Below are 26146 nucleotides of genomic sequence, written 5' to 3'. Positions count from 1 at the left end.
CCGGTCAGTCATTCTCCTGCATCATCTGGCGATATTTCATATGATCATGATACATCTCGCGGAACACACGATATTTACGATCGTAATACTGCTTGATCTCATTGGTCTGCGGCGTCACGGTTTTACCAATCCGACTCATGGCATTCATCGCCTCCGGCAAACTGTCATAAGCGCCTGCTGCTACCGTGCCCATCATCGCGCCGCCGAGCAGCATTGCCTCACTCTCTTCCGGCAACAACATGGCGCAGCCGGTTGCGTTGGCATGTTCCTGAACAAAAATCGGGTTTTTAGTACCACCGCCGCTAGCCATAATGGTATCAATGCTATAGCCGCTTTGATTCATGGTTTCAATAATATGCCGGGTACCCAGCGCAATAGCCTGAATGGTCGCCAGATAATGTAGCGCCATATCCTCCACGGTACGCGACAGTTTTAAGCCGGTAAGAATACCGGTCAAGTTTGGGTTGGCGCGGGGTGAGCGGTTACCGTGGAAATAGGGCAGCATATGGATGTCGCGCGTCAAAAAAGCAATCTTCTCCGGTTCCCCGGCCAGTTTGCGCAGAATATCGTTCAGCATTTCATAGATCGTTCGGCCCAGGCTTGTCGCCTGCTCCAGCAGCGTGGCGTAGCAAGGGTGAGATTGGATCATATGGTCAATCAGTGCGCCGGTTGCCGATTGCCCGCCCTCGTTAAGCCAAAAGTCAGGCAGCGCCGCCGAGAAGTACGGCCCCCAAACACCTTTAATAAAACGTGGCCCTTTGGATATCGCCATATGACCGGTTGAGGTGCCGCCGATCAGAGCGATGCGCCGATCAAAATCCGCGTGCTCGCCGGAAGGGCCGGAGGCGCCAAGCGTGCCAAGGCTGCCGGCATGTGCATCAATAATCGATACGCTGACCGCAGTGCCGGGCAGCAATCCTAGCTCACTGGCGGCACGTTGCGTCAGACCGTGGCCTAACGGCTCGCCCATGGTTTTCACTTCACGCCCCATTTTGGCGGCATCATGCTCCAGCAAATCCTCCAGGCCAATCTGGCGGAAATAGCTATCATCCCAGCGGTCTTCATGGCCCATATAGGTCCATTTGCAGACGGTGGAACACAACGACCGCGTTTCATCTTGTGTGGCGCGCCAGGTGAGAAAATCAGGCAGGTCAAACAGGTGACCGATATTCTTCCAGGTATTCGGCATATGTTGCTTGAGCCACAGCAACTTCGGGGTTTGCATTTCCGGCGAAATAATACCGCCAACGTAATCCAGCACCCGATGCTGGGTGGCGTTAATCCGCTCGGCCTGCACGATGGCGCGGTGATCCATCCAGACAATAATATTTTGCTCGCTACGACCTGAAGGGCTAACGGTCAGTGGCTTGCCCTCTTTATCCAGTACCACCAGTGAACAGGTGGCATCAAACCCCAGTCCTTTAATCTGCACCGGGTTGATATTGCTTTGGTTGATCGCATCACGCACGGCCTGACAAACGGCCTGCCAAATATTGTCGGAAGATTGCTCCACAAAGTCGGCCTGCGGCCGATAAATTGCGATTTCCCGGCTGGCCTGGCCCATCATCCGACCACGAATATCAAAGATGCCTGCACGCGCACTGCCGGTTCCGACGTCAACGCCGATGTAATAACTCGCCATTTCTCTTCCCTCGAAAATTCAGAATCTGCGATTTTGCAATGCGATAAATAGAATCAGTACCGCGCCCCAGAGCGCCATGGTGAGATAGCTGCTTACGCCAAGTAAGTTCAAACCACTCTCTAACATTTGCAGCACAATTAACGACAGTATCAGCCCGAGCACGCGGCCAAATCCGCCATCGGGATTAATCCCGCCCAGCACCGATGCCAGAATGGTAATCAGCAACCAAGACTCGCCATAGCCTGCTTTGGCGGAGTTGAACATCGCCATCATTAACAACGCGCCGACCCAGCTTAATACTGACGACAGAATATAGACGGTGATTTGCACCCGATGGGTATTCACTCCGCTAAAGCGGGTGGCTTGTTCGTTGGAACCCATCAGATAAATGCTGCGACCCAGCGTGGTTTTTTCCAGCAGTGCCCACAACGCGAATGCGACCGCTAAAAACAGCAGCATGGCGACCGGAATTCCGAGCACATCGCCATTCCCCAGGTACTGAATTAACGGTGGGAAGCCGGAGATAACGGTGCCGTTAGAGAGCAAAATATTCAGGCCGCCAATCAGCGTCATGGTGCCGAGCGTGGCTAAGATAGGTGAGACGCCGATAAACGCCACCAACACGCCATTTAAGATACCAATCAGCACCGCCAGCAGCAGGCCTGCCAGCAGCGCCAGCAGTAGAAATAGCGGCTGACCCGGATGAGAAACGATGACCGCCGCCATCAATAATGAACAGGCATTGGCGCTGGCGATAATCGATAAGTTGATGCCGCCGGTTAGCATGGTCAACCCCATCCCCAACGCCAGCATGCCTAATACCGGTAACTGTGTCGCGATGGACTGGAAGTTTGCCAGACTAAAGAAACGACCGCCCAGTGCGAAAGAGAACAGAGCCAAAACCACGACAATCATCACCAGTTGCAGGCGAATAATGCGATCATCGGGGAAAATGCGCATCACAGAGACCATTTTACCACCCCTTCGCTAATTTGCGTTTTTCGTTCCAGGCCGTCGCACTAATGCTTACCAGGATAATCACGCCGCTAAAAACCATATGCCAGTATGAGGAGACCGCCAGCAGCGTCAGCCCATTTTGTAAAAACGCCAGCAGCATTACGCCGAGCAGGGTGCCGGTTAACGAACCGCGCCCGCCGGTCATACTGGTTCCGCCCAGCACTACCGCTGCCAGCACTGTCAGTTCATAGCCCACTAGCGAGTTAGGCGCGACCGATTGTGTCGTCTGCGCTTGTACCACTGCCGCAATCCCGGCCAGTAACCCCATATAGCCATAGACATAAAAGTGCAGCGTCAGCAGGTTAATGCCCAACCGCGAGGCCGACTCTCGGCTGCCGCCCATGGCATAGATTTGCCGCCCGAGACGGGTATAACGCATTAATACACCGGTAACGATAAACACGGCGACTAAGCACAGCAGCGGCAGCGTCACACCATATTCGTAGCCATCCGACGCGGTAAAGGAAAACCAGTTAATGCCATTCATAAACCAGTCAGGAAAGCCATACAGCCATTTCCCATCGGTAAACCATACCAGCAGGCCATAAAACAAATTCAGGGTCGCGATGGTAATAATAATGGCCGGTACGCGTAGCACGTAGACCAACCAGCCGTTAAACAAACCAAGCACCATTCCACAAAGCATGGCAATCACCAGCGAGAGTACCAGGTTGCCCCCGTGCGCCAGCATATAACTTGCCATTACATACTGCGCGATGGCGGTTACCGCCGGGAAAGAAATATCGATCCCTCCGGCAATCAACACCACAAATAATCCGCAGGCCAGGATGCCTAAAATCGCGTAGCTGGTGGCGACGTCAGTCATATTGCCCAGCGTCATAAATTCATCGGTACGGATGCTGAGCCCAATCGCCAGCAGCAGAATTAATATGCCGAGCCAGAACTCATGATGCGTCATTAAATGTCGAAGTTGCTTATTCATTGACTACTCCGGCTATCTCTTCTTCTGAGGAGTGATGCGGCGCGAAGCTGGCGACCAGTTCGCCTTTACGCATGACTAACACGCGATGGCTGTTGTACAAGGCTTCCGGGATCTCATCGCAAATCATCAATACCGCCATACCGGTTTCCGCTAACTGACGGGCAATGCGATAGATACCCTCTTTGTTGGCGATATCGACGCCGACGGTGGGCGAATCAAGGATTAGCACTTGTGGTTCGGTCGCCACCCATTTCGCGATCGCGATACGTTGCGCGTTGCCGCCCGACAAGGTCTGTACCGGTAGTTGGCTATCAGAGACTTTAATATTCAGTTCACGGATCAGTTGCGCCACGATATGCCGCGCTTTAACGTTATCGAATAATCCTGAGGCGCGTCGCAGGCGTGGGAAAATGGAAACCAGTGTGTTGTCGAAAATCGATTGGGCCATAATCAGCCCTTGGGTTTGCCGGTCTTCTGAAACGTAGGCAATACCGTGCCGAATGGCATCGCGATTGCTGCGTAACACAACCGGCTGTCCGCCAATACGAATTTCACCGCTATCGGGTTGGGTCATACCGAATAAGGAAAGGCACAGTTCGGTACGTCCGGCGCCAAGAAGGCCAACGATCGAGGTAATTTCGCCTTTGCGTAAACTGAGGTTGATGTGCTGATATTGCCCGGCACGAGAGAGGTCGCGCACTTCCAGTAGCGGCGTTTCGTCAGCGCTGGCGCGTTCAGGTAAGTGGCTAAAAGTAAATCGCTGTCCCGTCATCAAAAAGGCCAGTTCATCGCTATCCAACTCTTGGGCAGGCCAGGTGCCAACCAGCTTGCCATCACGCATGACGCTGATACGGTCGGCGATCTCCATTACTTCATCTAGCTTATGGCTAACGAACACCACGCAGATTCCGGCGGTTTTGAGTTCGTTAACCACCCGCAACAGGCCATTGACTTCTACGCGCGTAAGAGAGGCGGTCGGTTCGTCCATTATCACTAATGTGGCGTCAGCGGCCAGTGCGCGGCAAATGGCGACCAGTTGGCGGTCGGCAATAGAGAGTTTTTCCACCTTACGATCGGGATCGAGCGTGACGCCGATGCGTGCCATGGTGTCGCGCGCCAGTTTGCGCATCGCCGGGCGTTGTACCCAAAAATGGCCGCCGGGTAAAAAATGCTGTGCCGCGATGTTTTCGGCAACCGACAGGTTGGGAAACAGCGATAAATCCTGATAGATAACCTGAACCCCGTACCAGGCGGAGAGTTTTGGCGTTAGGTGGTTAAACAACTTACCGTCAACGGCAATTTGCGCCCCTTTGTCCGGCTGATAGACGCCGGAAATAATTTTGATGATGGTACTTTTACCACAACCGTTCTGGCCCGCCAGGCAGTGTACTTCGCCTCTATTCAGCGTGAGCGAAACGTTATCCAGCGCTTTAACGCCAGGGAAGCTTTTGCTGATTTTTTCCAGCGAGATGAACGGTGAGAGAGAAGTCATAGCTGATTCCCGGTGAAGAAATTATCGATTCAAATGGATGCAAACCCAATAATCTGTGCAGAACCCGGCGCGGCGTTTCTCCGCCCCGGTATTCCCGCTGCAAGCTTAATGTGGTTAACCACCGGCGCGTGGTAGCACACCGGTGGTGGGCCTTAGAAGCCGAGCGATTTGGCGTTATCTTTGGTCACTTCCAAAATACGATTGAAACGAATGACGTGATTTTTGCTATCGACATCGGCTTTGCCTAACCCGTCGACGCTAAAGTCGCTAGTAACCTGTTTACCATCCAACATCTGGTCGGCGAGGTTAACCAACGCGTAACCGGCGTCTTTCGGATCCCATAGCAGCACTTTTTTCACATCGCCGCTGGCAAGATACGGCGCGGCTTGGCCTGGCATCGCAATACCGACCACCGCGATTTTGTTTTTCGCGCGTTTACTCTTCACCGCCTGACCAGCACCGATCGGGCCTAGCGAACCAAAGCCGATGATGCCTCGCAGGTCAGGATAGGTACGCATTAGATCCAGCGTAGTGGCATAGGATTTATCAATGCTTTCCCCTACAGGCAGCCGTGAGGTCACCTCATGCATTTCCGGGTACTTCTCTTTTTGGTACTTAATCGCCGCATCTGCCCACGCGTTATGTAACGGCACCGTCAGCGAGCCAACGTAAATGGCATAGCCGCCTTTTTTGCCCATCGCGTTTGCCAGTTCATCCATGTTCTTTTCGGCATATTTCTGGCTGTCGATGGTTTCCACATCCCACTGACCAATCTGCTGGTCGGGGGATTCATGCGTCAGCACCACAATGCCCTGAGCGCGTGCTTTTTTCAGTACCGGTTCCAGTACCTTGGCGTCATTGGGTACCACGATAATGGCGTCGACCTTTTTGGCGATTAAATCTTCAATAACTTTAACTTGCTGTGCCGGATCAGGTGTTGAAGCGCCCACCTGGTAAGCATTAACATTCAGCTTTTGCGCCGCTTCTTTGACGCCGACTTCCATACGTGAGAACCACGGAATGCCGGTTACTTTTGCAACCACGGCAATGTCATGTTTTTCCGCGGAAAACGAAGGTGTTGAGAGCAGCATGCACGCAGAAACCACACATGCATTAAGTAATGCGAGGTTAAATTTCATAGCAGTACCTTTATCGTAGGGCATATCGTTATGGTGTTGGCTGGGATAAACGTGATGGGTTAGATCACGTTTTCAACATAGCAACGTGGCGGGGAAAAAAGCCTTAACGAAACAGATAATTGTGATCGACGTCCGTTTGTGTGTATTTTTGGTTAAATTATGGTTAATTTTTAGTTAAATTAAATATTTAGTAGGATTATTACTTCTTTTTAATGTTTTTAATTTGTTGCTATTTAACTTTAACTTAACAAAAACAATACTTTTTCCGAATATTAAGGTCGTCGAAAGGGGTTTTTACGCTGTCGATAAGCCTCTATGCCGGATTTATTTTAAGATTATGTGAGGATCTTCCGGTTTATGGCGGTTAGCGAGCCACGGAAAGAGGCTTTCAGATGATTTTTATTTCGTCATTAAATTACTTTTCGGCTGTGAGGACGAATTTTGACAATCGCCAGCGAAGCGGGCAAACTTGGCCCGGCAATTATTCCATCCACAACATTGTCATGATGTTGCGTAAGCGTTTACGTTAACCAACGCACCCAACCCGCGCTATGGCTGCGGGGTTTTTTGGGCGCGCGGATATCCTGGCGCCTGCGTAATAACAGGAGTGACGTGACAAATGTCAGGTACATCATTTGACAGTGCTGCTCGTGGTAAACCCCGCGTAGCCTGTACCTCTTTTGCTGTTTTCTTAACCTACTTAACCGCCGGGTTAGCCCTGCCGGTTATTCCGCTATTTGTTCATCATGAGCTTGGTCTAAACAACGTCATGGTGGGCGTGGCGGTAGGGATTCAATTTTTTGCCACCTTGTTGACTCGCGCCTTTGCCGGTAAACGAGCCGATGGGCATGGGGCCAAGTCAACGACCTTACACGGTATGTTGGCGGTGGCGCTGGTCGGTGTGGCCTATTTATTGGCGGCGCTACTGCCGCTGTCGGTGCCCGGTAAGTTCGCGCTGCTGGCATTGGGGCGCTTAATGCTGGGCTTTGGCGAAAGCCTGTTGCTTACTGGCAACTTGACCTGGGGGTTGGGGCTGGTTGGTCATAAGCGTTCCGGATTGGTTATGTCGTGGAACGGGATGGCGATTTACGGCGCCCTGGCCGCTGGTGCGCCGCTTGGTCTGCTGATTTATCACTATCACGGCTTCGCCGGATTGGGGATCAGCGCGATGGTGTTGCCGCTGTTCGCGATGCTATTCAATTTTTGGATCCCGGCGGTGCCGACGGTGAGTGGCGAGCGTCCGGGCATGTGGCAAGTGGTGCGGCAAATTTTGCATCCCGGTTTTGCCCTGGCGTTACAAGGGGTTGGCTTCGCGGTGATTGGGACATTTATCTCGCTCTATTTTGCCGCAGAGGGCTGGGGAAACGCCGGGTTTGCACTCACGGCTTTTGGCTGTGCTTTTGTACTCATGCGCATTTTCTTTGGCTGGATGCCCGATCGCCTCGGCGGCGCGCGCGTGGCGCTGATTTCTCTGCTGGTGGAGACGGGAGGGTTATTCGTTCTCGGGCTGGCGGATAGCGGCTGGATGGCGTTGATTGGCGCGGCGTTAACCGGTTGCGGCTGTTCGTTGGTGTTTCCGGCGCTGGGCGTGGAAGTGGTTAAGCGTGTGGCGCCGCAAGTCCGTGGTACGGCATTAGGCGGTTTCGCCGCTTTCCAGGATATCGCGTACGGCGCTAGCGGGCCATTGACCGGCATATTGGCGACCTCGTTGGGCTATGGCGCCGTTTACTTTGCCGGTGCGCTGTGCGCCGCGCTGGGTATGTTGGTTACGCTAAGCTTTGCCCGTCTGAATAAAGTACCCGCGACAGCGTGTTAACCCCCTCTATAATCTCCGCGCGTTCCAGCGCGGAGAAACCTAAAATCCATCCTTGTTGTGCCGTGGAAGAGGGCGCATAGAGCGGTGCCAGACGCGGTAATAACAGCCCTTGTTGCCTGGCCTGTTGCGCTAATACGCCATCATCCCCATCGTTGAGTTTTACCGTTAATTGCAAACCGCCACTACTGGAGATTGGCGTGAGCCGCTCCGCTAACCGGCTGTGCAACTGTTCCAGTAACAAATCACGTCGGCTGTGATAAAGCTGGCGCATCAGGCGTAAATGGGCGGAGAAGTGACCTTGTTCAATAAAGTCGGCGGTGATTGCCTGCGGCAGCAACGCGCTATGACCATCAATCACGCTGCGTAATTTGCATAACGGCTCAACCAGCGCGGGGGGAACCACAAGATAAGCAAGACGGAGTGAGGGAAAAAGAGATTTTGAAAATGTACCGAGATAGATAACACGTCCGGCGCGATCAAGCCCCTGAAGCGCAGGCATTGGCCGGTCATGGTACCAAAACTCGCTATCATAATCGTCCTCAACTAACCAACTATGTTGCGCTTGCGCCAGATTTAGCCACGCTAACCGTCGTGATAGCCCCATGCTGACGCCGCTTGGATAATGATGCGACGGTGTCAGATAAATCAGTTTTGGCTGTCCTTGCTGTACCCTAGCGCCATCGGCGTCCATCACCAACGGTGTGAGATTAGCGCCTGCGCTAATAAAGGCGTGGCGGGCGCCCGGATAGCAGGGGTTCTCCAGCCAGACTTGGTCGCCCGGATCGAGTAGCGCCAGGGCCAACATATGTAGCGCCTGCTGAGAACTGGTCAGTACCATTACCTGCTCAGCCTGACAGATTACACCGCGCGATTGCGCCAGATAGTGTGCGATAGCGTTGCGTAGTGGGAGGTAACCTTGCGGATCGCCATAACGCATAACGCTAGCGCCATGTCGACGCTGTTGTGTTGCGCTAATGCGCTGCCACAGTTGATGAGGAAAAGCGCGTAGCTCCGGTGAGCCAGCGGCGAAGGCGTAGGGAAAGGGCGGATCCTGACAGCCGCCGGTAGATACCACTTGCTGACCACGCCGCGACAGTTTGATCGGCTGGCGGGTATGGGTAAGCCGGGCAAGCGGTGGCGCTATCTTTATTGCGACAAAAGTACCTTTACCGGTTTGACGTGTTAGATATCCTTCGCTTTCCAGTTGTTGATAGGCGGCTTCAACCGTTACGCGCGACAATGCCAGGTCAGTTGCCAGCAGTCGTGAAGAAGGGAGGCGTTCTCCCTGCTTTAATGCGCCGTGGGCGATAGCTTGTCGTAGTGTGGCGCAAAGGCGTTCGCGTTTGGTGCTTGCCAATTGTGAAGCAAACAGTGTCACTAAAGGTGTGGTAATAATGGCCATAAATTGGTCTTATTAATTGCGCCAAATGGGTCTCAAGTATAAGGCCAATATGCCTTATTATCGAGAGAAATACCCATTGGAGAATTACAATGAATGTCACCTCGTCGGTGTTAGCTTTTCCTCCCCCTTTACCTGAACAGAGTGCGCGCTGGCTGGCGGATAAATTGGCCTATTATGCTGATGCGTGGGACGTGGCAGAAGACCTGGCACGAGGGGTTGATGAGTTGGTAGTCATTGATGCCCGTTCCGGTGATGCTTATCGTCGTGGTCACATTTGTGGCGCAGTAAGTTTTCCGCATCGCACTATGACTGCCGAATCCCTGGCTGGGTTGGATCGCAATAAAATCTATATCACTTATTGTGACGGCATTGGTTGTAACGGCTCAACCAAGGCGGCGTGGAAGCTAGCGACAGCGGGATTTCAGGTAAAGGAATTAATTGGCGGCTTCGATTTCTGGCAGCGTGACAGACACCCGGTGGTAGCCGGTGACGCAGCAGGCAACTGGCCGGAAGCGGCCCCGCTGCCTGAGTGCGGCTGTTAACTCACAGAAGAATCCACATAAGCAGCGCGACAACTACGATCAGTGCGAACGCGCCAAATGCGGGGCGGTTGGCCAGCGGTTGGAGAAAACCTGGTAGGGCATTGGCTAGCGGATACCAAATCGGCTGCGGATTAATATCACTCTCCGCCAGCACCGGCTCTGCTTCCTGGTTGCGCTCCGCGCGACGGGCAAACAGCAGGTTAAGCAGATCCTGCGCCTGTGCGGCGGTCAGGGTGGTTAATGGCGTCGCCTGAAAACGCTGTTGGCTGTAATCCTCCAGTAGACGCTGTTCCGCGTTATCCAGCGGCTGCTTTAATGAGGCTTCCAGCAAACGCAAGGTTGGCGCGCTGTGCTGGCTAAGCGTCTGTCGGGTTTGCAAATATTGTGTCAGCAACGGGAAATGCCGCAACGGAATCGGATCGCCGCTTTTCAGATTCACTAATTTCAACACCGCCGCCCACAATTTGACCGGCTGCTCACCGGTGGCCGCCGCCAGCTTTGCCACCTGCTGATTGAGCGTATGGTGCTCGGCGGGCAATAGCGTACGATCGGTGGTTCGGGTTTGCTGTGGTAACGGAATGGCTAACTGACCGTTTTGCAACATGGTCAACACTTGGCGCAACTGGTCCGGTGAGAGTGAACTCAACACGGTATGACCAAACTGCTGGCGGATAAAATCACTCACTGCCTGGCGATTATTACCTTGTGGCAGTAGGTCGGAAAGCTGTTGCATCAACTGGCGCGTGGCGTGGCTGTTTTGTACCTGCGACAACCGCGTTGTAAGAAACTGTTCGGCAGCCGGGAAATGACGTGAGAGTAATTCTGCGTCATTCTTTACGCCGACTTCATGGCGCAAACCCGCCCATAATTCCGCAGACTTCAGCGAACTGAGCGACATTATACGCACCACCAAACGTTCCAGCGCAGTACGTTGTGCGGGCGAAAGTGGCTGATCGCCCACGCCACCAGTACGCGATTGACCGGAAACAGAAGACGTTGTGCGATCGCCCGCAGGCGCACCGGGGCCGGTAAGAGGTTGCATAGCGAAGTCCTTCAAAACTGGTCAATGTCCGGGGTGCGCCGGAGAAATCAGACAATTCACTATGATAACAATCCCGCCCGGTAATCGGTAGAGGCGAGGGCGGCTCTACCGAGATTTATTATCCGGTGCAGGATTAGGCGCCAGAGTCAGCCTCTGACGTTGGGGGAATTGTTCGCTTGCGCAGACGCAGCGGCGTGCGCAGTCGCTGTGCCAGAATCACCCCTAATAGCGTTACACCGCCGCCAATGTAGTGGTAGCTGCGCAGGCTTTCATGCAGAAACAGGACCGCGATAATCGCGGTAAAGATCGGCGCGAGATTCATAAAAATACTGGTGGTGCTGGCACCGATGCGCATCACGCCCTGAATCCACAAGAAAGGCGCGATGATAGAAGCAAAAATACCGGCAAACAGCACCAACGGGATGTTGTGCAGAGTGAGCGAGACATCCGAGGCCATTAGGAAGTTTGGCGTCAGTAACGCCACGCCGAACAGAATCTGCATATACAGGCTTTGCCAGTTGGGGAGTTGAATCGCCCAACGTTTCGTCAACACACCGTATAACGCATAAGAGGTTGAGGCGGCGAACATCATCAGTTCACCTTTCCCCAGGCCATGTGTCAGCAGTGCGTGCGGGTTTCCCTGGCTAACCAGCCAAACCAAGCCGCCGAAGGATAGTATGCTGCCGATTAAAATGCCCAGCGTGGGCGCTACGCGCAACACCACAATACTGATCAGCACCGTTAATAGCGGGATTAAGGCATTTAAGATACCCATGAACAGTGCCGTCACACTGTGCGCCGCATAGTAAGCAAGGCTCTGATAGAGCACCATGCCAAGTAGGCCGAGAATTAACAGTTTCCACCAAACCTGAGCAATCTGACGACGATTACGCCAGGCGGAAGGCAACACAAACGGCGTTAGCGCGAGGAGTGCCAGCAGCCAGCGGTAAAAAGAGATCGCCGCCGGGTCGATAGCCCCGGCAGACATCTTGCTGACGATCGCATTCACGGACCAGATCAATACCGCGAACAGAGGAAACAAAAAATTCATCGACCTTCTCACTGTTTTCAAAACCTGCGCGCAGTGTATGCTTGTCTGCTTTGCCAGAGATAGTGCAAATCGGACAAAATAAGTTTTCTGTCGGACAAATTCAGGTCAGTCATTTTCGCGAATATCATTTTTTGTCTAACGTCCCTACATTGGAGAGGCATAATAAGCGGCGCTTATATAAGGAGAAAGGATGAACGTAAAGCAAAAAGCCATTATGGCGATGGTCGTGATGACCGCACTCACCGCTTGCGCTTCGCAGGCAAAACCACAAGGTTTTCTCACCCCGCAGGACGCGCCGGACAGTTTAACCATCCTGCCGCCGCCGCCCGCTGAAAATACCACTGCTTTTCTCAACGATCAGGCAGTTTATCTGCAAGGGCATACCCTGAAAAACCCACAGCGTGAAGCGTTGGCGCGTAGCGATGCGGATTATAAAAATATTACCGACATTTTCTCAGCGGCGTTCGGTCAGGAAATCTCGCCAGAAAAAACCCCTGCGCTTTATACGTTGCTAACGCGTGTACTGCAAGATAGCCATGACTATGCGATGCGGGGAGCCAAAAACCACTATATGCGTGTGCGCCCGTTTGTGGTCTATAAAGATCACACCTGTACGCCGGAAAAAGATAAGGAGATGAAAGACACCGGTTCTTATCCTTCCGGGCACGCCTCTTTCGGCTGGGCGGCAGCGCTGGTGCTGGCTGAAATAAATCCGGCGCGCCAGACGGAAATCCTTAAACGTGGCTATGACTTTGGTCAGAGCCGGGTGGTGTGTGGCGCACATTGGCAAAGCGATGTGGACAATGGGCGTTTAATGGGCGCGGCAGTGGTCGCCAGCCTGCATAATAATGCCGAGTTTATCCGTGCGCTTAATGGCGCGAAGCAAGAGTTTCAGCGCCAAACGCAGCAAACCGGTAGCCGTTTGATTCAACCGTAAAACACCTTGTCCGATTTTGACGGGATGGTTAAAATCGGACAAACCTGTTTTGGCGCCGGATACTATGTCACATCAACTGACCTATCAAGAACCGCAACTGGCTGATAATTTCCGTTTCTTTTTACGCTATGAACAATCGAATGCGAAAACCGAATATTTGCCGCACGCGCATGCGTGGGGGCAGGCGATTTTCGTTAAGTGTAATGTGCTGGAAATGCACGTTGAGGGGCAGCGGCTGCTGACGCCGACCGATTTGCCGATTTGGATCCCGCCGGGAAAACAGCACGCCAGTTATAATCTGAAACAGGCTTACTTCCGTACTTTCAATATTGCCGCCGCCTTGTGTGGCGAATTGCCGGCGCAAGCCTGTTTATTGAAAGTCGGGCCGATTGCCAGCGCGATTATGGAGGATTGCGCTGAACGGCAAGTATTAAACCCGCAAACCGCACAAGATTTACGGCTGTGCGAAGTGCTTTACGATCAGTTGCATAAGGCGGAAGTGCAAACCAGCTATCTTCCTTATTCATCAGATAAATATCTGGCGCCCATTCTTCAGGCGTTGGAACAAAATCCGGCGGATAACACGACGCTGGCGCAGTGGGCGCAACGGGTCTATACCACCGAGCGTACGCTGGCACGCCGTTGCCGGGCGCTGCTGGGTATGTCATTTAGCGAATGGCGGCAGCGTTTGCGTTTTCTACATGCGATTTCGTTACTGGAGCAGGGAAAAACGGTGCAGGACACCGCGCTGGATCTTGGCTACAGCTCGGCCTCGGCGCTGATTGTGATGTTCCAACAGCAGTCGGGCACCACACCGGAACGTTATCGGCAGTCTCAGGCGGCGAAAATATAATTTAGCTTTTTAGGTGAATAAAAATAACCCCACTTAACATTCGCTTTTCCGTCGGTATTCCCTTCGCTTTTCTCGTAAAAAATATGATTTTTTATCTTTTTAATAAAGCATTTTTCTTCTTTTAGCTGATATATAAGGCTTTTCTGTATTTGACCTGCAAACGCTTAGATTGACATGCAGAACGTGTCCTTTTATATTTTTTACTGTATATATATACAGTTGTTAAGATAATTTATAGATTAATATGAATATAAGGATATGATATTTATGGAAAATAAAATAACACCGCCGTTTAAATTTTTCTATTCTGACTTTATAAACTGGTCTAAACAAACCGAGGGTAAACATATACTTACCTTTCAACCCAAAACCACACAGGAATTAGTGGTGGCCGTTAACTGGGCGTATCAGGAGAAGTATCGGGTCAGGCCGCTCGGGAATATGCATAACTGGTCGCAATTGACTATCGCTAATGGTGAGAATAATAGCCGGGTTTTATTAATCGATTTGAAGAAATACCTAAATAGTATGCGTATCGAAGTCATGGGTAATTATGGCGTGGTCACGGCGCAGACTGGGGTTTCGATGGAAGCGCTGTTAACGAAGCTTGAAAAAAGTAAACTCGGTTTTTTAGCCACCCCGGCGCCGGGGGATTTAACCCTTGGCGGCGTGTTAGCTATCGGGGCTCATGGTACTGGCATGCCGGCTACAGGAGAGGAGCGACCAGCCGGCGGTTGTTATGGCACCCTGAGTAATAGTATCGTTTCTTTGACGGCCATCGTTTGGGATGAAACGGCGCAAAGCTATGTATTAAAAACGTTTCAGCGTAACGACAAAGATATTTCTGCTTTTATGGTTCATATTGGGCGGGCTTTGATTGTTGAAGTCACCTTGCAGGTTCCGCGCAATAAGCGCTTACGTTGTCAAAGTTACGTTAATATTCCTGCAAGCGACCTGTTTGCTGAGCAAGCAGACAGGAAAAATTCGTTCGCGAGCTTTGTTGAGCGTAGCGGAAGGGCAGAGGCTATTTGGTTTCCTTTTACGGAAGAACCCTGGCTAAAAGTGTGGACGGAAAATCCCACTTATAATGGTGTATCTCGCAGGGTTTCTTCGCCTTTTAATTATCCGTTTAGCGATAATTTGCCAGCCAGCCTTGAGAAATTAATTAAAAACTTTACTACCGGTCATCCGGAAGCAGCGCCTGCGGTAGGGAATGCTGAGTTAGAACTGGTCAAAGCCGGTCTTGGTACCACGCTCTCTTTTGACCTTTGGGGCTGGAGTAAAGACCTTTTATTGTATGTAAAACCCAGTACGCTGCGTGTAACGGCAAATGGTTATGCTATTTTGACCCGGCGCGATAAAATGCAGCAGGTAATTTATGATTTCGTACAAAAATATCGGGAAATGGTGGCGTTATATCAGACACGTAATTCTTATCCGATGAATAATGCGGTTGAAATCAGAGTGACAGGGGTTGATAACCCGGACGAATCAATCGTTGCTGGCGCTCAGGTTGCCGCGTTCTCCGCAGCCAGACGGCGAGAAGATCGCCCTGATTGGGATACGGTTATCTGGCTGGATAATTTATCGCATCCGGATACTCCCGATGCCAACGTGTTTTATCAACAAATGGAACAGTGGATATTTGAACATTTTTCCGGTGATTATGCTGAATGCCGTGTTGAATGGAGTAAAGGATGGGGCTATACCCCGGAAGGGACCTGGGAGAATGAGCGCGTTATTAATCAATTAATACCGGCTAGCTTAACACGCGGCGCTGATGAGAATAACTGGCAATCGGCGATGGATATATTGGATAAGTATGATCCACACCATCTGTTTACTTCACCCTTACTTGAACGCCTCTCGAAGGCAGGAAGATAAGTTAAACTAAGCAAAACCGATCTCTACGAACACAATTTCAAGAGATCGGTTTTAAACCTGTTAGATTTAGCTACCCCATTCTTCTTCGTAGTGATAAGTCACACGATCACCATCGCCGCCTAATAAAACGGCCACACCTATCACACCCTTATAAATACCGTAAAAAAACGAGTCGATAGCGTGATGAACCGAACTCAGTCCGATACGATCGGCGAGCTGGCCGGGGATAAAACCAAAGGATGTGTTACACACATCATTGATTAACTTGACCACATCTATAACCAGGTTCCCGGCTAGCGCTCCCAGGCCATCTATTACGCCTGCGCCAGAAACATTTTCCACTTCGTATAATGTTAATTCTCTCATTAGAACTCCTGTAAATGAGTGTGACCACGATTTTTAAGAAAAGACTTATTTGAGCCACAACTTATATAAGTACGCCTTTCTATTGGCGCGCTTATATTAAAACTTGTTAACATTAACTAAAATCATAAAAAGCGTATTTTTTATCCTAATTTTAAGAAATTTCTATCACTTTACGGCGATAAACCCAGGTTGCGCAGGCCAGGATCAGCCCCGTTGACGTTGTAACGCGGGTTGTGGCGTTCTAAAATAGAGCTTCACCTCCTCTCGACTCTTCCAATGCAGGAAACCAATTCGTGAAAATCCTCGTAGATGAAAACATGCCGTATGCGCGCGAACTGTTTAGCCGTACCGGCGACGTCGTCGCGGTACCCGGTCGCCCGATCCCGCAGGCGGAGCTGGCGGAGGCCGATGCGCTGATGGTGCGTTCGGTGACCAAGGTTAATGAAGCCTTACTCGGCGATAAGTCGGTTAAATTTGTCGGCACTGCGACGGCCGGAACCGATCACATTGATGAAGCGTTTCTGGCGCGCGCCGGTATAGGTTTCTCCGCCGCGCCCGGTTGTAACGCCATTGCGGTGGTGGAATATGTGTTTTCTTCGTTGCTGCTCTTGGCGGAACGTGATGGCTTCCAGCTTACCGATCGGGTGGTAGGGATTGTCGGCGTCGGCAATGTGGGCGCACGCCTGCAAAAACGGCTTGAAGCCTGGGGTGTGCGGACCTTACTGTGCGATCCGCCGCGTGCCGATAACGGTGAGGACGGGCCATTTCGGCGGCTGGAAGAGGTGGTCGCCAAAGCTGATGTGATCACTTTCCATACCCCGCTATTCAAAGAGGGGCCCTATAAAACCTATCATCTGGCCGATGAAACGTTACTGAATGCGCTAAAACCTAACGCCATTCTGATTAATGCCTGTCGCGGCCCGGTGGTGGATAATGCGGCATTGCTACGCGTTCTTGGACAACGCGATGATCTCAGCGTAGTGCTGGATGTATGGGAACCGGAGCCAGATCTGTCGTTGCCGTTGTTGGAGCAGGTGGATATTGGCACCGCGCATATCGCCGGTTATACCCTTGAAGGTAAGGCACGCGGCACGACCCAGGTCTTTGAGGCCTGGAGCCGTTTTATCGGCCAGCAACAGCAGGTCGCGTTAGATACCTTATTACCGCCGCCGGAGTTTGGCCGCATTACGTTACATGGCCCGCTCGATCAGGCGACGCTAAAACGTTTAGTACATCTGGTGTATGATGTGCGCCGCGATGATGCGCCGCTCAGAAAAGTGGCCGCGATTGCGGGTGAGTTTGATCGGCTGCGCAAGCAGTATCAAGAGCGTCGTGAATGGTCATCGCTGCATGTGCAGTGTGATGATGCCGGGGCGGCGACGTTATTGCAAAAATTAGGGTTTGACGCGGTGTACCACGCTGCACGCTAAGCCGTTTTTTTCACCGCCTAAGCGGGAAAAGTCTGAATCAACGGGCGGTGAATATCACCGCCTTCTGTTTTTATGCCATTGTCTGGAGTAAACCAACATGTCTGACGGCTGGAATATTGCGCTTTTAGGCGCGACAGGCGCAGTAGGGAACGCTTTACTGGAGTTACTGGCGGAACGTCAGTTCCCGGTTGGTGAGTTAATGTTGCTGGCCAGCGAGCGCGGTGCGGGCGAAACGCTGCGTTTCGCAGGCAAATCTATTCAGGTGCAAGAGGCCGCTGAGTTTGATTGGTCACGCGCGCAACTGGCTTTTTTTGTCGCCGGGCGCGAAGCCTCGGCACGCTATGCCGAAGAGGCGGCCAGCGCCGGTTGTCTGGTGATTGATAGCAGCGATCTGTTTGCCCTTGAGCCGGACGTTCCGCTGGTGGTGGCGGATGTTAATCCACAAGCGCTGGCCGATTACCGCAACCGCAATATTGTGTGTGTCGCGGAGAGTTTAACCAGCCAGTTACTCTGTGCGATTAAACCGCTGGTTGAGCTGGCGGGCCTGAGCCGCTTACAGGTCACCAATTTACTCTCGGCGTCGGCGCATGGCAAAGCGGCGGTTGACGCGTTGGCAGGCGAAAGCGCGCGTTTACTGAATGGCGTACCGGCGGAAGAGCACTTTTTTGGCCGCCAGTTGGCGTTCAATATTTTACCGCAGTTGCCTGATAACCAAGGCAGCGTGGAGAGTGAACGTCGTCTAGTCGAGCAAGTACGCAAAGTGATGCAGGATGAAGGTTTGCCCATCTCAGTCAGCAGCGTGCAGGCGCCGGTATTTTACGGCAATGCGCAGATCGTGCATTTGGAGAGCTTACGGCCATTGTCGGCAGAAGAGGCTTACGATGAACTGCAGCGCGCGCCGGATATCGGCTTATCGGACGAGAACGATTACCCGACTCAGGTTGGCGACGCCTCAGGAAATGTTCAACTCAGTATTGGCTGTTTGCGTAATGATTATGGCGTGCCGGAACTGCTACAGCTATGGTCGGTTGCCGATAATATCCGCTTTGGCGGTGCGTTAATGGCGCTCAAAACCGCCGAAAAACTGGTGCAGGAGTATATGTACTAATGAGTGAAGCGGTAAACGCCAGCGCTGAAACCATCAGGCTGGCGCTCGGTATTGAATACGATGGCAGCCGTTACTACGGCTGGCAGCGCCAGCAGGAAGTTCGCAGCGTGCAAGGGCGGTTAGAACAAGCGCTGTCAAAAGTGGCGAATCATGACGTGAACGTGTTTTGCGCCGGTCGAACTGATGCCGGTGTCCACGGTACCGGTCAGGTGGTGCATTTTGATACCTCGTCACTGCGTAAAGATTCCGCCTGGACGCTGGGCGTCAATGCGAATCTGCCTGACGATATCGCGGTGCGGTGGGTGAAGCCGGTCTCAGAGGATTTTCACGCACGTTTCAGCGCCACCGCCCGTCGTTATCGCTACGTGATTTATAATCAACGCTTACGTCCGGCGATTTTACACGGTGGCGTGACGCATTTTTACCATCCGCTGGATGCGGAGAAAATGCAGCGTGCGGCGCAGTGTCTGTTGGGTGAAAACGACTTTACTTCGTTTCGGGCGGTGCAGTGTCAGTCACGTACCCCGTGGCGTAACCTGATGCATATTCATGTTAGCCGCCATGGCGCTTATGTGGTGGTAGATATTAAGGCCAATGCGTTTGTGCACCATATGGTGCGTAACATTGTCGGTAGCCTGATGGAAATCGGCTGCGGCAACCAGCCGGAAACGTGGATGGCAACGTTACTGGCGGCGAAAGATCGTACGCTGGCGGCGGCAACCGCCAAAGCGGAAGGGCTGTATTTGGTGGCGGTGGATTATCCGGCACAGTTCAATTTGCCGCAGATGCCAATGGGGCCGCTGTTCCTTGAAGATTAATATTGATGGTGGGGAGTAAGGGAGAGTTATGGATCTAATCCGTTTTGTCGTCGATTTTATCCTGCATATTGATGTCCATATGGCGCAACTGGTGGCGCAATATGGCGTATGGGTTTACGCCATTCTGTTCCTGATCCTGTTTTGCGAAACCGGCCTGGTGGTGACGCCTTTTCTGCCGGGCGATTCATTACTGTTTGTTGCTGGTGCGTTGGCGGCGTTACCGGGTAATGATTTGAATGTCCATCTCGTGGTGGCGCTGATGGCGCTAGCGGCTATCCTGGGCGATGCGGTGAATTACACCATTGGTCGTCTGTTTGGCGAGCGATTATTCAGCAATCCAAACTCAAAAATTTTTCGCCGCAGTTACCTGGATAAAACCCACGCTTTTTACCAACGGCACGGCGGGAAAACCATTATTCTGGCGCGTTTCGTTCCGATAGTGCGCACTTTTGCGCCCTTTGTCGCCGGCATGGGGCACATGTCTTATCGTTATTTCGCCCTCTACAATGTGACGGGCGGCTTGCTGTGGGTGCTACTGTTCTCGTATTGCGGCTATTTCTTTGGCAATTTGCCGGTGGTGCAGGAGAACCTGAAACTGTTGATTGTGGCGATTATCGTGGTGTCTATTCTGCCCGGTGTGGTTGAATTCTGGCGCCATCGTCGTGCGGCGCGTCAGTAAACCCGGCTAATAAAAATACCAGACCAACCGGTTCGACCAGATTTTTATCCACAGTGTCGGTTGGTTATGGTTTAATGAGCGACATTTATGGTCTGCTGAACGTGAATTCGGCAGCAACAAGAAAAACTGGTTTCACCAGGTTCAAACAGAAAGGTCATCAATGAGCTGGATTGAACGAATTCTCAATAAGAGCACAATTACCCCATCACGCAAGGCAAGTATCCCGGAAGGGGTCTGGACCAAGTGTGATAGTTGCGGGCAGGTTCTGTACCGCGCAGAACTGGAACGCAATCTGGAAGTTTGCCCGAAATGCGATCATCACATGCGTATGCACGCCCGTGAGCGTTTGCACAGCCTGTTAGATCAGGACACGCTGGTCGAGTTGGGCAGTGAGCTGGAGCCGAAAGATGTGCTCAAGTTTCGCGATTCCAAAAAGTACAAAGATCGTCTGGCCGCCGCGCAAAAAGAGACCGACGAAAAAGATGCGTTGATCGTGATGAAAGGCACCCTGCATGGGATGCCGGTTGTCGCCGCCGCGTTTGAGTTTTCCTTTATGGGCGGCTCAATGGGCTCAGTGGTTGGCGCACGTTTCGTGCGCGCGGTCGAGCAGGCGCTGGAAGATAACTGTCCGATGATCTGTTTCTCAGCCAGCGGTGGCGCACGTATGCAGGAAGCGCTGATGTCGCTGATGCAGATGGCGAAAACCAGCGCGGCGTTAGCGAAAATGCAAGAGCGCGGCTTACCGTATATCTCTGTATTAACCGATCCGACTATGGGCGGCGTTTCCGCCAGTTTTGCGATGCTGGGCGATCTGAATATTGCCGAGCCAAAAGCGCTGATCGGGTTCGCCGGTCCGCGTGTTATTGAGCAAACGGTGCGGGAAAAATTGCCGCCAGGCTTCCAACGCAGCGAGTTCCTGATTGAGAAAGGCGCGATTGATATGATTATTCGTCGCCCGGAAATGCGTTACAAGCTGGCGAGCCATCTGGCGAAAATGATGAACCTGCCAGCGCCTTTGCACGATGGTGACGAGCATCTCGCCGATGCCGCACCGGAAAGCAACGAGGCCTGACAGATGATGGAGAGGAACAGCTTGCTGTTCCTTTCACCAATGAACCGTAACGCTGTGAACGGGACACATGGATAATCTTCACCTTCCTCAAGCCACGTCGCCTTTGGCCACGTGGCTTCATTATCTTGAGCATTTACATTCTCAGGCCATTGAGCTCGGGCTGGATCGTATCCGGCGCGTCGCATCGCATCTCTGTCTGCTTAAACCGGCGCCGACGGTGTTTACCGTGGCGGGGACCAATGGCAAAGGCACCACCTGTCGCACTTTAGAAACGCTGTTATTGGCGGCAGGCTATCGCGTCGGCGTTTATAGCTCACCGCATTTACTGCGTTATACCGAACGGGTAAGAGTGCAGGGCGAAGAGTTGGACGAAGCAGCACATACCGCGACTTTTGCTGCGATTGAAGCCGGACGGGGTGACACGTCGTTGACCTATTTTGAGTTTAGTACCTTGTCGGCGCTGATGCTGTTTAAGCAGGCGGCGCTGGATGTGGTGATCCTTGAAGTGGGGTTAGGTGGGCGGCTGGACGCGACCAATATTGTTGACGCGGATGTAGCGGTGGTGACCAGCATCGCGTTAGATCATACCGATTGGCTGGGGCCAGACCGCGAAAGCATTGGTCGAGAGAAGGCCGGCGTTTTTCGCGCCAATAAACCTGCGGTCGTGGGCGAGCCCGATATGCCGACATCCATTGCTGATGTTGCGCACCAAAAGGGCGCGCTGCTCGCCCGATGCGATCGTGACTGGCGTTATCATCAAGATGGCGAGGGTTGGACGTTCCAGGATGCGCAAGGAACGTTAAACCATTTGCCGTTGCCGCAAGTACCGTTGCCAAATGCCGCGACCGCATTGGCTGCATTGCGTCTTTCTGAACTCACCGTCCCGGAAGCGTTGATTCGGCAGTGGATGGATAAAGCTACCTTACCCGGTCGTTTTCAAACCGTGGCGCATGCGCCGCAGGTGATCCTGGATGTGGCGCATAATCCGCATGCGGCAGCGTATCTTGCCAGTCGCCTGGCGGCGCTGCCGAAGCAGGGTAAAGTCCATGCGGTGGTTGGGATGCTGCATGACAAAGATATTGCCGGTACGCTCGCCTGTTTAGCGCCGCAAGTCGATGAATGGTACTGCGCGCCGCTGGCAGGGCCGCGTGGCGCAACGGCACAGCAATTAATTGACCATTTACCGCACGCGCAGGCATTTGCCAATGTTGAAGCAGCATGGCGTGCGGCACAGCGCGCGGCGGGAGTACAGGATATTGTGCTGGTATGTGGATCGTTTCATACCGTGGCGCAGGTGATGGAAGCGATGGAAACGGAGAACGGCAGTGGCAAGTAAGTTTCAAAACCGTTTAGTCGGGACCGTTATTTTGGTCGCCGTTGGCGTAATTGTGTTGCCGGGCTTACTCGACGGCAAGAAAAAGCATTACAAAGAAGAGTTCGCGGCCATTCCATTGGTGCCGAAACCGGATGACCAACAGGATACCGATATGGTACCGCCAGTTACGCAATCCCTCCCGGCGCAGCCGCCGGAAGGCGCCAGCGCGGCGGTAGAAGGGAATAGCGCGCGTCCGGCGCAATCGGCGGATAACGGCACGGCGGTACCACAGTCTGACAATCAGCCGACGGTTGTCGCGCCGCCGCCAATGCAGCCGGCGAAGCCGAAACCGGTGGCAACGCCAAAACCGAAACCGGTTGAGCAACCGAAGCCAAAACCGGTTGAGCCGCCAAAACCTAAGCCGGTTGAAGTACCGAAACCGGAAGCGAAACCTCAGGAGTCGCCAGCGCCGAGCGGGCAGGCTTGGGTGGTGCAACTGGGCGCATTGAAAAATGCGGCGAAGGTGAGCGAAGTCGTGGCACAGCTACGGTTATCCGGTTATCGTGCCTTTACCGTTCCCGCCACGCCGGTGCAGGGGCAAATCACCCGCATCTATGTCGGGCCGGATGCATCGAAAGCCAAAATGCAGGCTGCGGTCAGCGAGCTGAAGGGCATTTCCGGACTAGGCGGCGTGGTGAAGCCCTATAGCGCACGTTAACCGCGTGCAATTGCGCTAACCAGGGGCGGGGATTAGCTTTTTTTCATCGCCCCTTTTTATTTGGTCTGGAAAAAGAAAACCCCTACGCAAACGTTTTCTTTTTCTGTTAGAATTCGCCCCGAACTGGATGCAGGGGCACTGTCGCTGGAAGAGTTCATGATCTGGATAGATTACGTCATTATTGCGATTATCGGTTTTTCGGCTGTTGTCAGCCTAATCCGTGGGTTTGTTCGGGAAGCACTTTCTCTCGTTGCCTGGGGGTGCGCATTCTTTGTCGCCAGTCATTACTACTCCTTCCTCGCGGTCTGGTTTACAGGTTTTGAAGATGAACTGGTGCGAAATGGGATCGCCATCGCGGTGCTGTTTATCGCCACGCTGATTGTCGGCGCGATAGTGAATTATGTGATCGGCACACTGGTTGATAAGACCGGGCTGTCAGGTACCGATAGGGTGTTAGGCGTTTGTTTCGGGGCGGTACGTGGCGTGCTGATTGTTTCCGCCATTTTGTTCTTCCTTGATGTCTTCACCGGCTTTTCAAAAAGCCCTGACTGGCAGCAGTCCCAACTCATTCCCCAGTTCCGTGGCATCATCGGGTGGTTTTTTGACTACCTAAAAAGCACGTCGAGTTTTTTACCCCGGTAATCGCGCCGGGGGTGCGGCTTATGAGGATATGACTACATGTGCGGTATTGTCGGTATCACCGGATTCATGCCGGTAAACCAGTCGATTTATGACGCGTTAACGGTGCTTCAGCACCGTGGGCAGGATGCCGCAGGCATTTGTACTATCGACGCATTGAACTGTTTCCGTCTCCGTAAAGCCAACGGGTTGGTCAGTGATGTGTTCGAAGCACTCCATATGCAGCGTTTGCAGGGCAATATGGGTATCGGCCATGTTCGTTATCCAACGGCGGGTAGTTCCAGCGCCTCTGAAGCGCAGCCCTTCTACGTTAACTCACCTTATGGCATTACTCTGGCGCATAACGGCAATTTGACTAACGCCCATGAGCTGCGTAAGCAACTGTTTGAAAGCGGTCGCCGTCACGTCAACACCACCTCGGATTCCGAAATTCTGCTCAATATTTTTGCGCAGGAGCTGGATCGTTTTCAGCACTATCCGCTGGAAGCGGAAAATATTTTCTCAGCGGTAGCGGCAGTGCATCAGCATGTGCGTGGCGCTTACGCCTGTGTGGCGATGATCATCGGTCATGGCATGGTCGCCTTCCGCGATCCGAACGGCATTCGTCCTTTAGTGATGGGCAAACGTCGGCTGCCGGATGAGCGGGTGGAATATATGGTCGCCTCCGAAAGTGTCGCGCTGGATACGCTGGGTTTTGAATTTCTGCGAGATGTGGCGCCGGGCGAAGCGGTGTACATCACCGAAAAAGGGCAGTTGTTCACTCGCCAGTGCGCCGAGAATCCCAAAAGCAACCCCTGCTTGTTTGAATATGTATATTTTGCGCGTCCGGATTCTTTCCTCGATAAAATCTCGGTCTACAGCGCACGCGTGCGGATGGGCACCAAGTTGGGTGAAAAAATCGCGCGCGAATGGGAAGATCTCGACATTGATGTGGTGATTCCGATCCCGGAAACTTCGACCGATGTGGCGCTGGAAATTGCCCGTATTCTGGATAAGCCATACCGGCAGGGCTTTGTGAAAAACCGCTACGTTGGGCGTACTTTTATCATGCCGGGCCAGCAATTGCGGCGTAACGCGGTGCGACGTAAGTTGAATGCTAACCGCGCCGAGTTTCGCGATAAGAATGTGCTGCTGGTGGATGATTCGATCGTGCGTGGCACCACCTCCGAGCAAATTATCGAAATGGCGCGCGAAGCGGGCGCGAAAAAGGTCTATCTGGCCTCTGCCGCGCCGGAAATTCGCTTCCCGAATGTGTACGGCATTGATATGCCCAGTGCCACCGAGTTAATTGCTCATGGCCGGGAAGTAGAGGAAATCCGCGCGCTCATTAAAGCCGATGCGCTGATTTTCCAGGACTTGGATGACCTGATTGATGCGGTACGTGAAGAGAATCCGGACATTACGCAATTTGAGTGTTCGGTGTTTAACGGCGTCTATGTAACCAAAGATGTGGATCAGCGCTATCTGGAGTACCTCCAGTCGCTGCGTAATGATGATGCAAAGGCATTGGCGCGGCAGAATGAGGTAGAGAACCTTGAGTTGCATAATGAAGGGTAATCGTTGAGGATAGGCAAATAGATTGGCCGGGCTTGCCCGGGCGCGAGACACGTAGGGGCGATGCATGCATCGCCCTGAATACGTTTTAACAAGGCAACGTAATGAAAAGACTGATCATCGGCATTTCCGGCGCCAGCGGCGTCATTTATGGCGTGCGTCTATTGCAGATATTGCAAACGCTGCCGGAAATCGAAACCCATTTGGTGATGAGTCAGGCGGCGCGGCAAACGCTGGCGCTGGAAAGCGATTATACGTTACGTGAGGTACAGGGGTTTGCCGATGTGGTGCATGATGTGCGCGATATTGCCGCCAGCATCTCATCCGGTTCGTTTAAAACCGACGGTATGGTGATTGCGCCCTGCTCAATGAAAACCCTCTCTGGCATTGTTCACAGTTATAGCGACGGCTTGCTGACGCGCGCCGCCGATGTAGTACTCAAAGAACGGCGCAAGTTGGTCTTGTGCGTACGTGAAACCCCGCTCCATGTCGGCCACCTGCGGATGATGACCACCGCAGCGGAGATGGGGGCGATTATTATGCCGCCGGTACCCGCTTTTTATCACCGCCCGGAAAACGTGCAGCAGATTGTTGACCAAACCGTCAACCGTATCCTCGATCAGTTTGATATTAACTTGCCGCAAGACCTGTTTACGCGCTGGCAAGGTGCATAGATGTTCAATTAAT

The 26146-nt window shown here is 52.7% G+C and carries 24 protein-coding genes; 15 read left to right on the top strand and 9 right to left on the bottom strand.

Annotated features, from left to right (window positions below):
- Positions 1-4: 4 nt before the first annotated feature.
- The 5 genes from PMPD1_RS15395 to PMPD1_RS15375 all read right to left on the bottom strand — a co-directional run bounded on the left by PMPD1_RS15395 (position 5) and on the right by PMPD1_RS15375 (position 6233).
- Positions 5-1642, bottom strand: a complete 1638-nt coding sequence (locus PMPD1_RS15395) for an FGGY-family carbohydrate kinase (protein WP_173634880.1) — start codon at positions 1640-1642, stop codon at positions 5-7.
- An 18-nt stretch (positions 1643-1660) separates the two neighbouring features.
- Positions 1661-2614 (bottom strand): ABC transporter permease, encoded by a 954-nt coding sequence (locus PMPD1_RS15390; RefSeq protein WP_173634879.1) that lies wholly within the window; start codon positions 2612-2614, stop codon positions 1661-1663.
- A gap of 1 nt (position 2615) precedes the next feature.
- On the bottom strand, positions 2616-3602 hold the full coding sequence (locus tag PMPD1_RS15385; RefSeq protein WP_173634878.1) for an ABC transporter permease: 987 nt from the start codon (positions 3600-3602) through the stop codon (positions 2616-2618).
- Positions 3595-5094: a sugar ABC transporter ATP-binding protein gene (locus tag PMPD1_RS15380; protein ID WP_173634877.1), complete on the bottom strand. Its 1500-nt coding sequence runs from the start codon at positions 5092-5094 to the stop codon at positions 3595-3597. Before PMPD1_RS15380 ends, PMPD1_RS15385 begins: the two co-directional genes overlap by 8 nt.
- 152 nt (positions 5095-5246) lie before the next feature.
- Positions 5247-6233, bottom strand: coding sequence for an autoinducer 2 ABC transporter substrate-binding protein (locus PMPD1_RS15375; RefSeq protein WP_173634876.1), 987 nt, complete (start codon positions 6231-6233; stop codon positions 5247-5249).
- Positions 6234-6852: 619 nt separating this feature from the next.
- Between PMPD1_RS15375 and PMPD1_RS15370 the strand changes: the two genes are divergently transcribed.
- Positions 6853-8049: an MFS transporter gene (locus tag PMPD1_RS15370; RefSeq protein ID WP_173634875.1), complete on the top strand. Its 1197-nt coding sequence runs from the start codon at positions 6853-6855 to the stop codon at positions 8047-8049.
- On the opposite strand, the gene pdxR is transcribed toward PMPD1_RS15370, so the two are convergent.
- Complete coding sequence (gene pdxR / locus PMPD1_RS15365) at positions 8000-9442, bottom strand: MocR-like pyridoxine biosynthesis transcription factor PdxR (RefSeq protein ID WP_354292918.1); 1443 nt, start codon at positions 9440-9442, stop codon at positions 8000-8002. The genes PMPD1_RS15370 and pdxR overlap by 50 nt on opposite strands.
- Before the next feature lie 98 nt (positions 9443-9540).
- Between pdxR and PMPD1_RS15360 the strand changes: the two genes are divergently transcribed.
- Complete coding sequence (locus PMPD1_RS15360) at positions 9541-9993, top strand: rhodanese-like domain-containing protein (protein WP_173634873.1); 453 nt, start codon at positions 9541-9543, stop codon at positions 9991-9993.
- A 1-nt stretch (position 9994) separates the two neighbouring features.
- On the opposite strand, the gene flk is transcribed toward PMPD1_RS15360, so the two are convergent.
- Both flk and PMPD1_RS15350 read right to left on the bottom strand, forming a co-directional pair.
- Positions 9995-11035, bottom strand: coding sequence for a flagella biosynthesis regulator Flk (gene flk, locus PMPD1_RS15355; protein WP_173634872.1), 1041 nt, complete (start codon positions 11033-11035; stop codon positions 9995-9997).
- A gap of 133 nt (positions 11036-11168) precedes the next feature.
- Positions 11169-12086 carry a DMT family transporter gene (locus tag PMPD1_RS15350; protein WP_173634871.1) on the bottom strand — a complete coding sequence of 306 codons (918 nt, stop codon included), beginning with the start codon at positions 12084-12086 and terminating at the stop codon, positions 11169-11171.
- A gap of 190 nt (positions 12087-12276) precedes the next feature.
- Between PMPD1_RS15350 and PMPD1_RS15345 the strand changes: the two genes are divergently transcribed.
- The 3 genes from PMPD1_RS15345 to PMPD1_RS15335 all read left to right on the top strand — a co-directional run bounded on the left by PMPD1_RS15345 (position 12277) and on the right by PMPD1_RS15335 (position 15760).
- A complete protein-coding gene (locus tag PMPD1_RS15345; RefSeq protein ID WP_173634870.1) occupies positions 12277-13023 on the top strand; it encodes an acid phosphatase in 747 nt (248 codons plus the stop codon).
- Between the two features lie 64 nt (positions 13024-13087).
- Positions 13088-13876: an AraC family transcriptional regulator gene (locus PMPD1_RS15340; RefSeq protein ID WP_173634869.1), complete on the top strand. Its 789-nt coding sequence runs from the start codon at positions 13088-13090 to the stop codon at positions 13874-13876.
- A 258-nt stretch (positions 13877-14134) separates the two neighbouring features.
- Positions 14135-15760, top strand: a complete 1626-nt coding sequence (locus tag PMPD1_RS15335) for a cholesterol oxidase substrate-binding domain-containing protein (RefSeq protein WP_354292646.1) — start codon at positions 14135-14137, stop codon at positions 15758-15760.
- Positions 15761-15826: 66 nt separating this feature from the next.
- Here the strand turns inward: PMPD1_RS15335 and PMPD1_RS15330 are convergent, their stop codons facing one another.
- Positions 15827-16126, bottom strand: a complete 300-nt coding sequence (locus PMPD1_RS15330; protein WP_173634867.1) for a hypothetical protein — start codon at positions 16124-16126, stop codon at positions 15827-15829.
- 293 nt (positions 16127-16419) lie between these two features.
- Between PMPD1_RS15330 and pdxB the strand changes: the two genes are divergently transcribed.
- From pdxB to PMPD1_RS15280, 10 genes are all read left to right on the top strand, one after another.
- A complete protein-coding gene (pdxB, locus tag PMPD1_RS15325; RefSeq protein WP_173634866.1) occupies positions 16420-17556 on the top strand; it encodes a 4-phosphoerythronate dehydrogenase PdxB in 1137 nt (378 codons plus the stop codon).
- Between the two features lie 97 nt (positions 17557-17653).
- Positions 17654-18664 carry an aspartate-semialdehyde dehydrogenase gene (locus tag PMPD1_RS15320; RefSeq protein WP_173634865.1) on the top strand — a complete coding sequence of 337 codons (1011 nt, stop codon included), beginning with the start codon at positions 17654-17656 and terminating at the stop codon, positions 18662-18664.
- A complete protein-coding gene (truA, locus tag PMPD1_RS15315; RefSeq protein WP_173634864.1) occupies positions 18664-19482 on the top strand; it encodes a tRNA pseudouridine(38-40) synthase TruA in 819 nt (272 codons plus the stop codon). Before PMPD1_RS15320 ends, truA begins: the two co-directional genes overlap by 1 nt.
- A 28-nt stretch (positions 19483-19510) precedes the next feature.
- Entirely contained in the window at positions 19511-20161 is a 651-nt protein-coding gene (locus PMPD1_RS15310) for a DedA family protein (RefSeq protein WP_173634863.1), read from the top strand.
- Between the two features lie 160 nt (positions 20162-20321).
- A complete protein-coding gene (accD, locus tag PMPD1_RS15305) occupies positions 20322-21233 on the top strand; it encodes an acetyl-CoA carboxylase, carboxyltransferase subunit beta (protein WP_173634862.1) in 912 nt (303 codons plus the stop codon).
- A gap of 67 nt (positions 21234-21300) precedes the next feature.
- A complete protein-coding gene (gene folC, locus PMPD1_RS15300) occupies positions 21301-22569 on the top strand; it encodes a bifunctional tetrahydrofolate synthase/dihydrofolate synthase (RefSeq protein WP_173634861.1) in 1269 nt (422 codons plus the stop codon).
- Positions 22559-23266, top strand: coding sequence for a cell division protein DedD (gene dedD / locus PMPD1_RS15295; protein WP_173634860.1), 708 nt, complete (start codon positions 22559-22561; stop codon positions 23264-23266). The genes folC and dedD overlap by 11 nt, the downstream gene beginning before the upstream one ends.
- A 156-nt stretch (positions 23267-23422) precedes the next feature.
- A complete protein-coding gene (gene cvpA / locus PMPD1_RS15290) occupies positions 23423-23908 on the top strand; it encodes a colicin V production protein (RefSeq protein WP_173634859.1) in 486 nt (161 codons plus the stop codon).
- Between the two features lie 36 nt (positions 23909-23944).
- Positions 23945-25462: an amidophosphoribosyltransferase gene (purF, locus tag PMPD1_RS15285; RefSeq protein WP_173634858.1), complete on the top strand. Its 1518-nt coding sequence runs from the start codon at positions 23945-23947 to the stop codon at positions 25460-25462.
- Between the two features lie 101 nt (positions 25463-25563).
- Positions 25564-26133: a UbiX family flavin prenyltransferase gene (locus PMPD1_RS15280; RefSeq protein ID WP_173634857.1), complete on the top strand. Its 570-nt coding sequence runs from the start codon at positions 25564-25566 to the stop codon at positions 26131-26133.
- Positions 26134-26146 lie beyond the last annotated feature (13 nt).

Source organism: Paramixta manurensis (assembly GCF_013285385.1).
Classification (GTDB): Bacteria; Pseudomonadota; Gammaproteobacteria; order Enterobacterales; family Enterobacteriaceae; genus Paramixta; species Paramixta manurensis.
The sequence above is the reverse complement of the archived record's forward strand: the minus strand, read 5'-3'. Positions and strand labels throughout refer to the sequence as shown.

Excerpts from the sequence above, each read along its gene's own strand:
- PMPD1_RS15395 (WP_173634880.1), bottom strand. The coding sequence starts at position 1,642 with ATGGCGAGTTATTACATCGGCGTTGACGTCGGAACCGGCAGTGCGCGT.
- PMPD1_RS15390 (WP_173634879.1), bottom strand. The coding sequence starts at position 2,614 with ATGGTCTCTGTGATGCGCATTTTCCCCGATGATCGCATTATTCGCCTG.
- PMPD1_RS15385 (WP_173634878.1), bottom strand. The coding sequence starts at position 3,602 with ATGAATAAGCAACTTCGACATTTAATGACGCATCATGAGTTCTGGCTC.
- PMPD1_RS15380 (WP_173634877.1), bottom strand. The coding sequence starts at position 5,094 with ATGACTTCTCTCTCACCGTTCATCTCGCTGGAAAAAATCAGCAAAAGC.
- PMPD1_RS15375 (WP_173634876.1), bottom strand. The coding sequence starts at position 6,233 with ATGAAATTTAACCTCGCATTACTTAATGCATGTGTGGTTTCTGCGTGC.
- PMPD1_RS15370 (WP_173634875.1), top strand. The coding sequence starts at position 6,853 with ATGTCAGGTACATCATTTGACAGTGCTGCTCGTGGTAAACCCCGCGTA.
- PMPD1_RS15360 (WP_173634873.1), top strand. The coding sequence starts at position 9,541 with ATGAATGTCACCTCGTCGGTGTTAGCTTTTCCTCCCCCTTTACCTGAA.
- flk (WP_173634872.1), bottom strand. The coding sequence starts at position 11,035 with ATGCAACCTCTTACCGGCCCCGGTGCGCCTGCGGGCGATCGCACAACG.
- PMPD1_RS15350 (WP_173634871.1), bottom strand. The coding sequence starts at position 12,086 with ATGAATTTTTTGTTTCCTCTGTTCGCGGTATTGATCTGGTCCGTGAAT.
- PMPD1_RS15345 (WP_173634870.1), top strand. The coding sequence starts at position 12,277 with ATGAACGTAAAGCAAAAAGCCATTATGGCGATGGTCGTGATGACCGCA.
- PMPD1_RS15340 (WP_173634869.1), top strand. The coding sequence starts at position 13,088 with ATGTCACATCAACTGACCTATCAAGAACCGCAACTGGCTGATAATTTC.
- PMPD1_RS15335 (WP_354292646.1), top strand. The coding sequence starts at position 14,135 with ATGATATTTATGGAAAATAAAATAACACCGCCGTTTAAATTTTTCTAT.
- PMPD1_RS15330 (WP_173634867.1), bottom strand. The coding sequence starts at position 16,126 with ATGAGAGAATTAACATTATACGAAGTGGAAAATGTTTCTGGCGCAGGC.
- PMPD1_RS15320 (WP_173634865.1), top strand. The coding sequence starts at position 17,654 with ATGTCTGACGGCTGGAATATTGCGCTTTTAGGCGCGACAGGCGCAGTA.
- truA (WP_173634864.1), top strand. The coding sequence starts at position 18,664 with ATGAGTGAAGCGGTAAACGCCAGCGCTGAAACCATCAGGCTGGCGCTC.
- PMPD1_RS15310 (WP_173634863.1), top strand. The coding sequence starts at position 19,511 with ATGGATCTAATCCGTTTTGTCGTCGATTTTATCCTGCATATTGATGTC.
- accD (WP_173634862.1), top strand. The coding sequence starts at position 20,322 with ATGAGCTGGATTGAACGAATTCTCAATAAGAGCACAATTACCCCATCA.
- folC (WP_173634861.1), top strand. The coding sequence starts at position 21,301 with ATGGATAATCTTCACCTTCCTCAAGCCACGTCGCCTTTGGCCACGTGG.
- cvpA (WP_173634859.1), top strand. The coding sequence starts at position 23,423 with ATGATCTGGATAGATTACGTCATTATTGCGATTATCGGTTTTTCGGCT.
- purF (WP_173634858.1), top strand. The coding sequence starts at position 23,945 with ATGTGCGGTATTGTCGGTATCACCGGATTCATGCCGGTAAACCAGTCG.
- PMPD1_RS15280 (WP_173634857.1), top strand. The coding sequence starts at position 25,564 with ATGAAAAGACTGATCATCGGCATTTCCGGCGCCAGCGGCGTCATTTAT.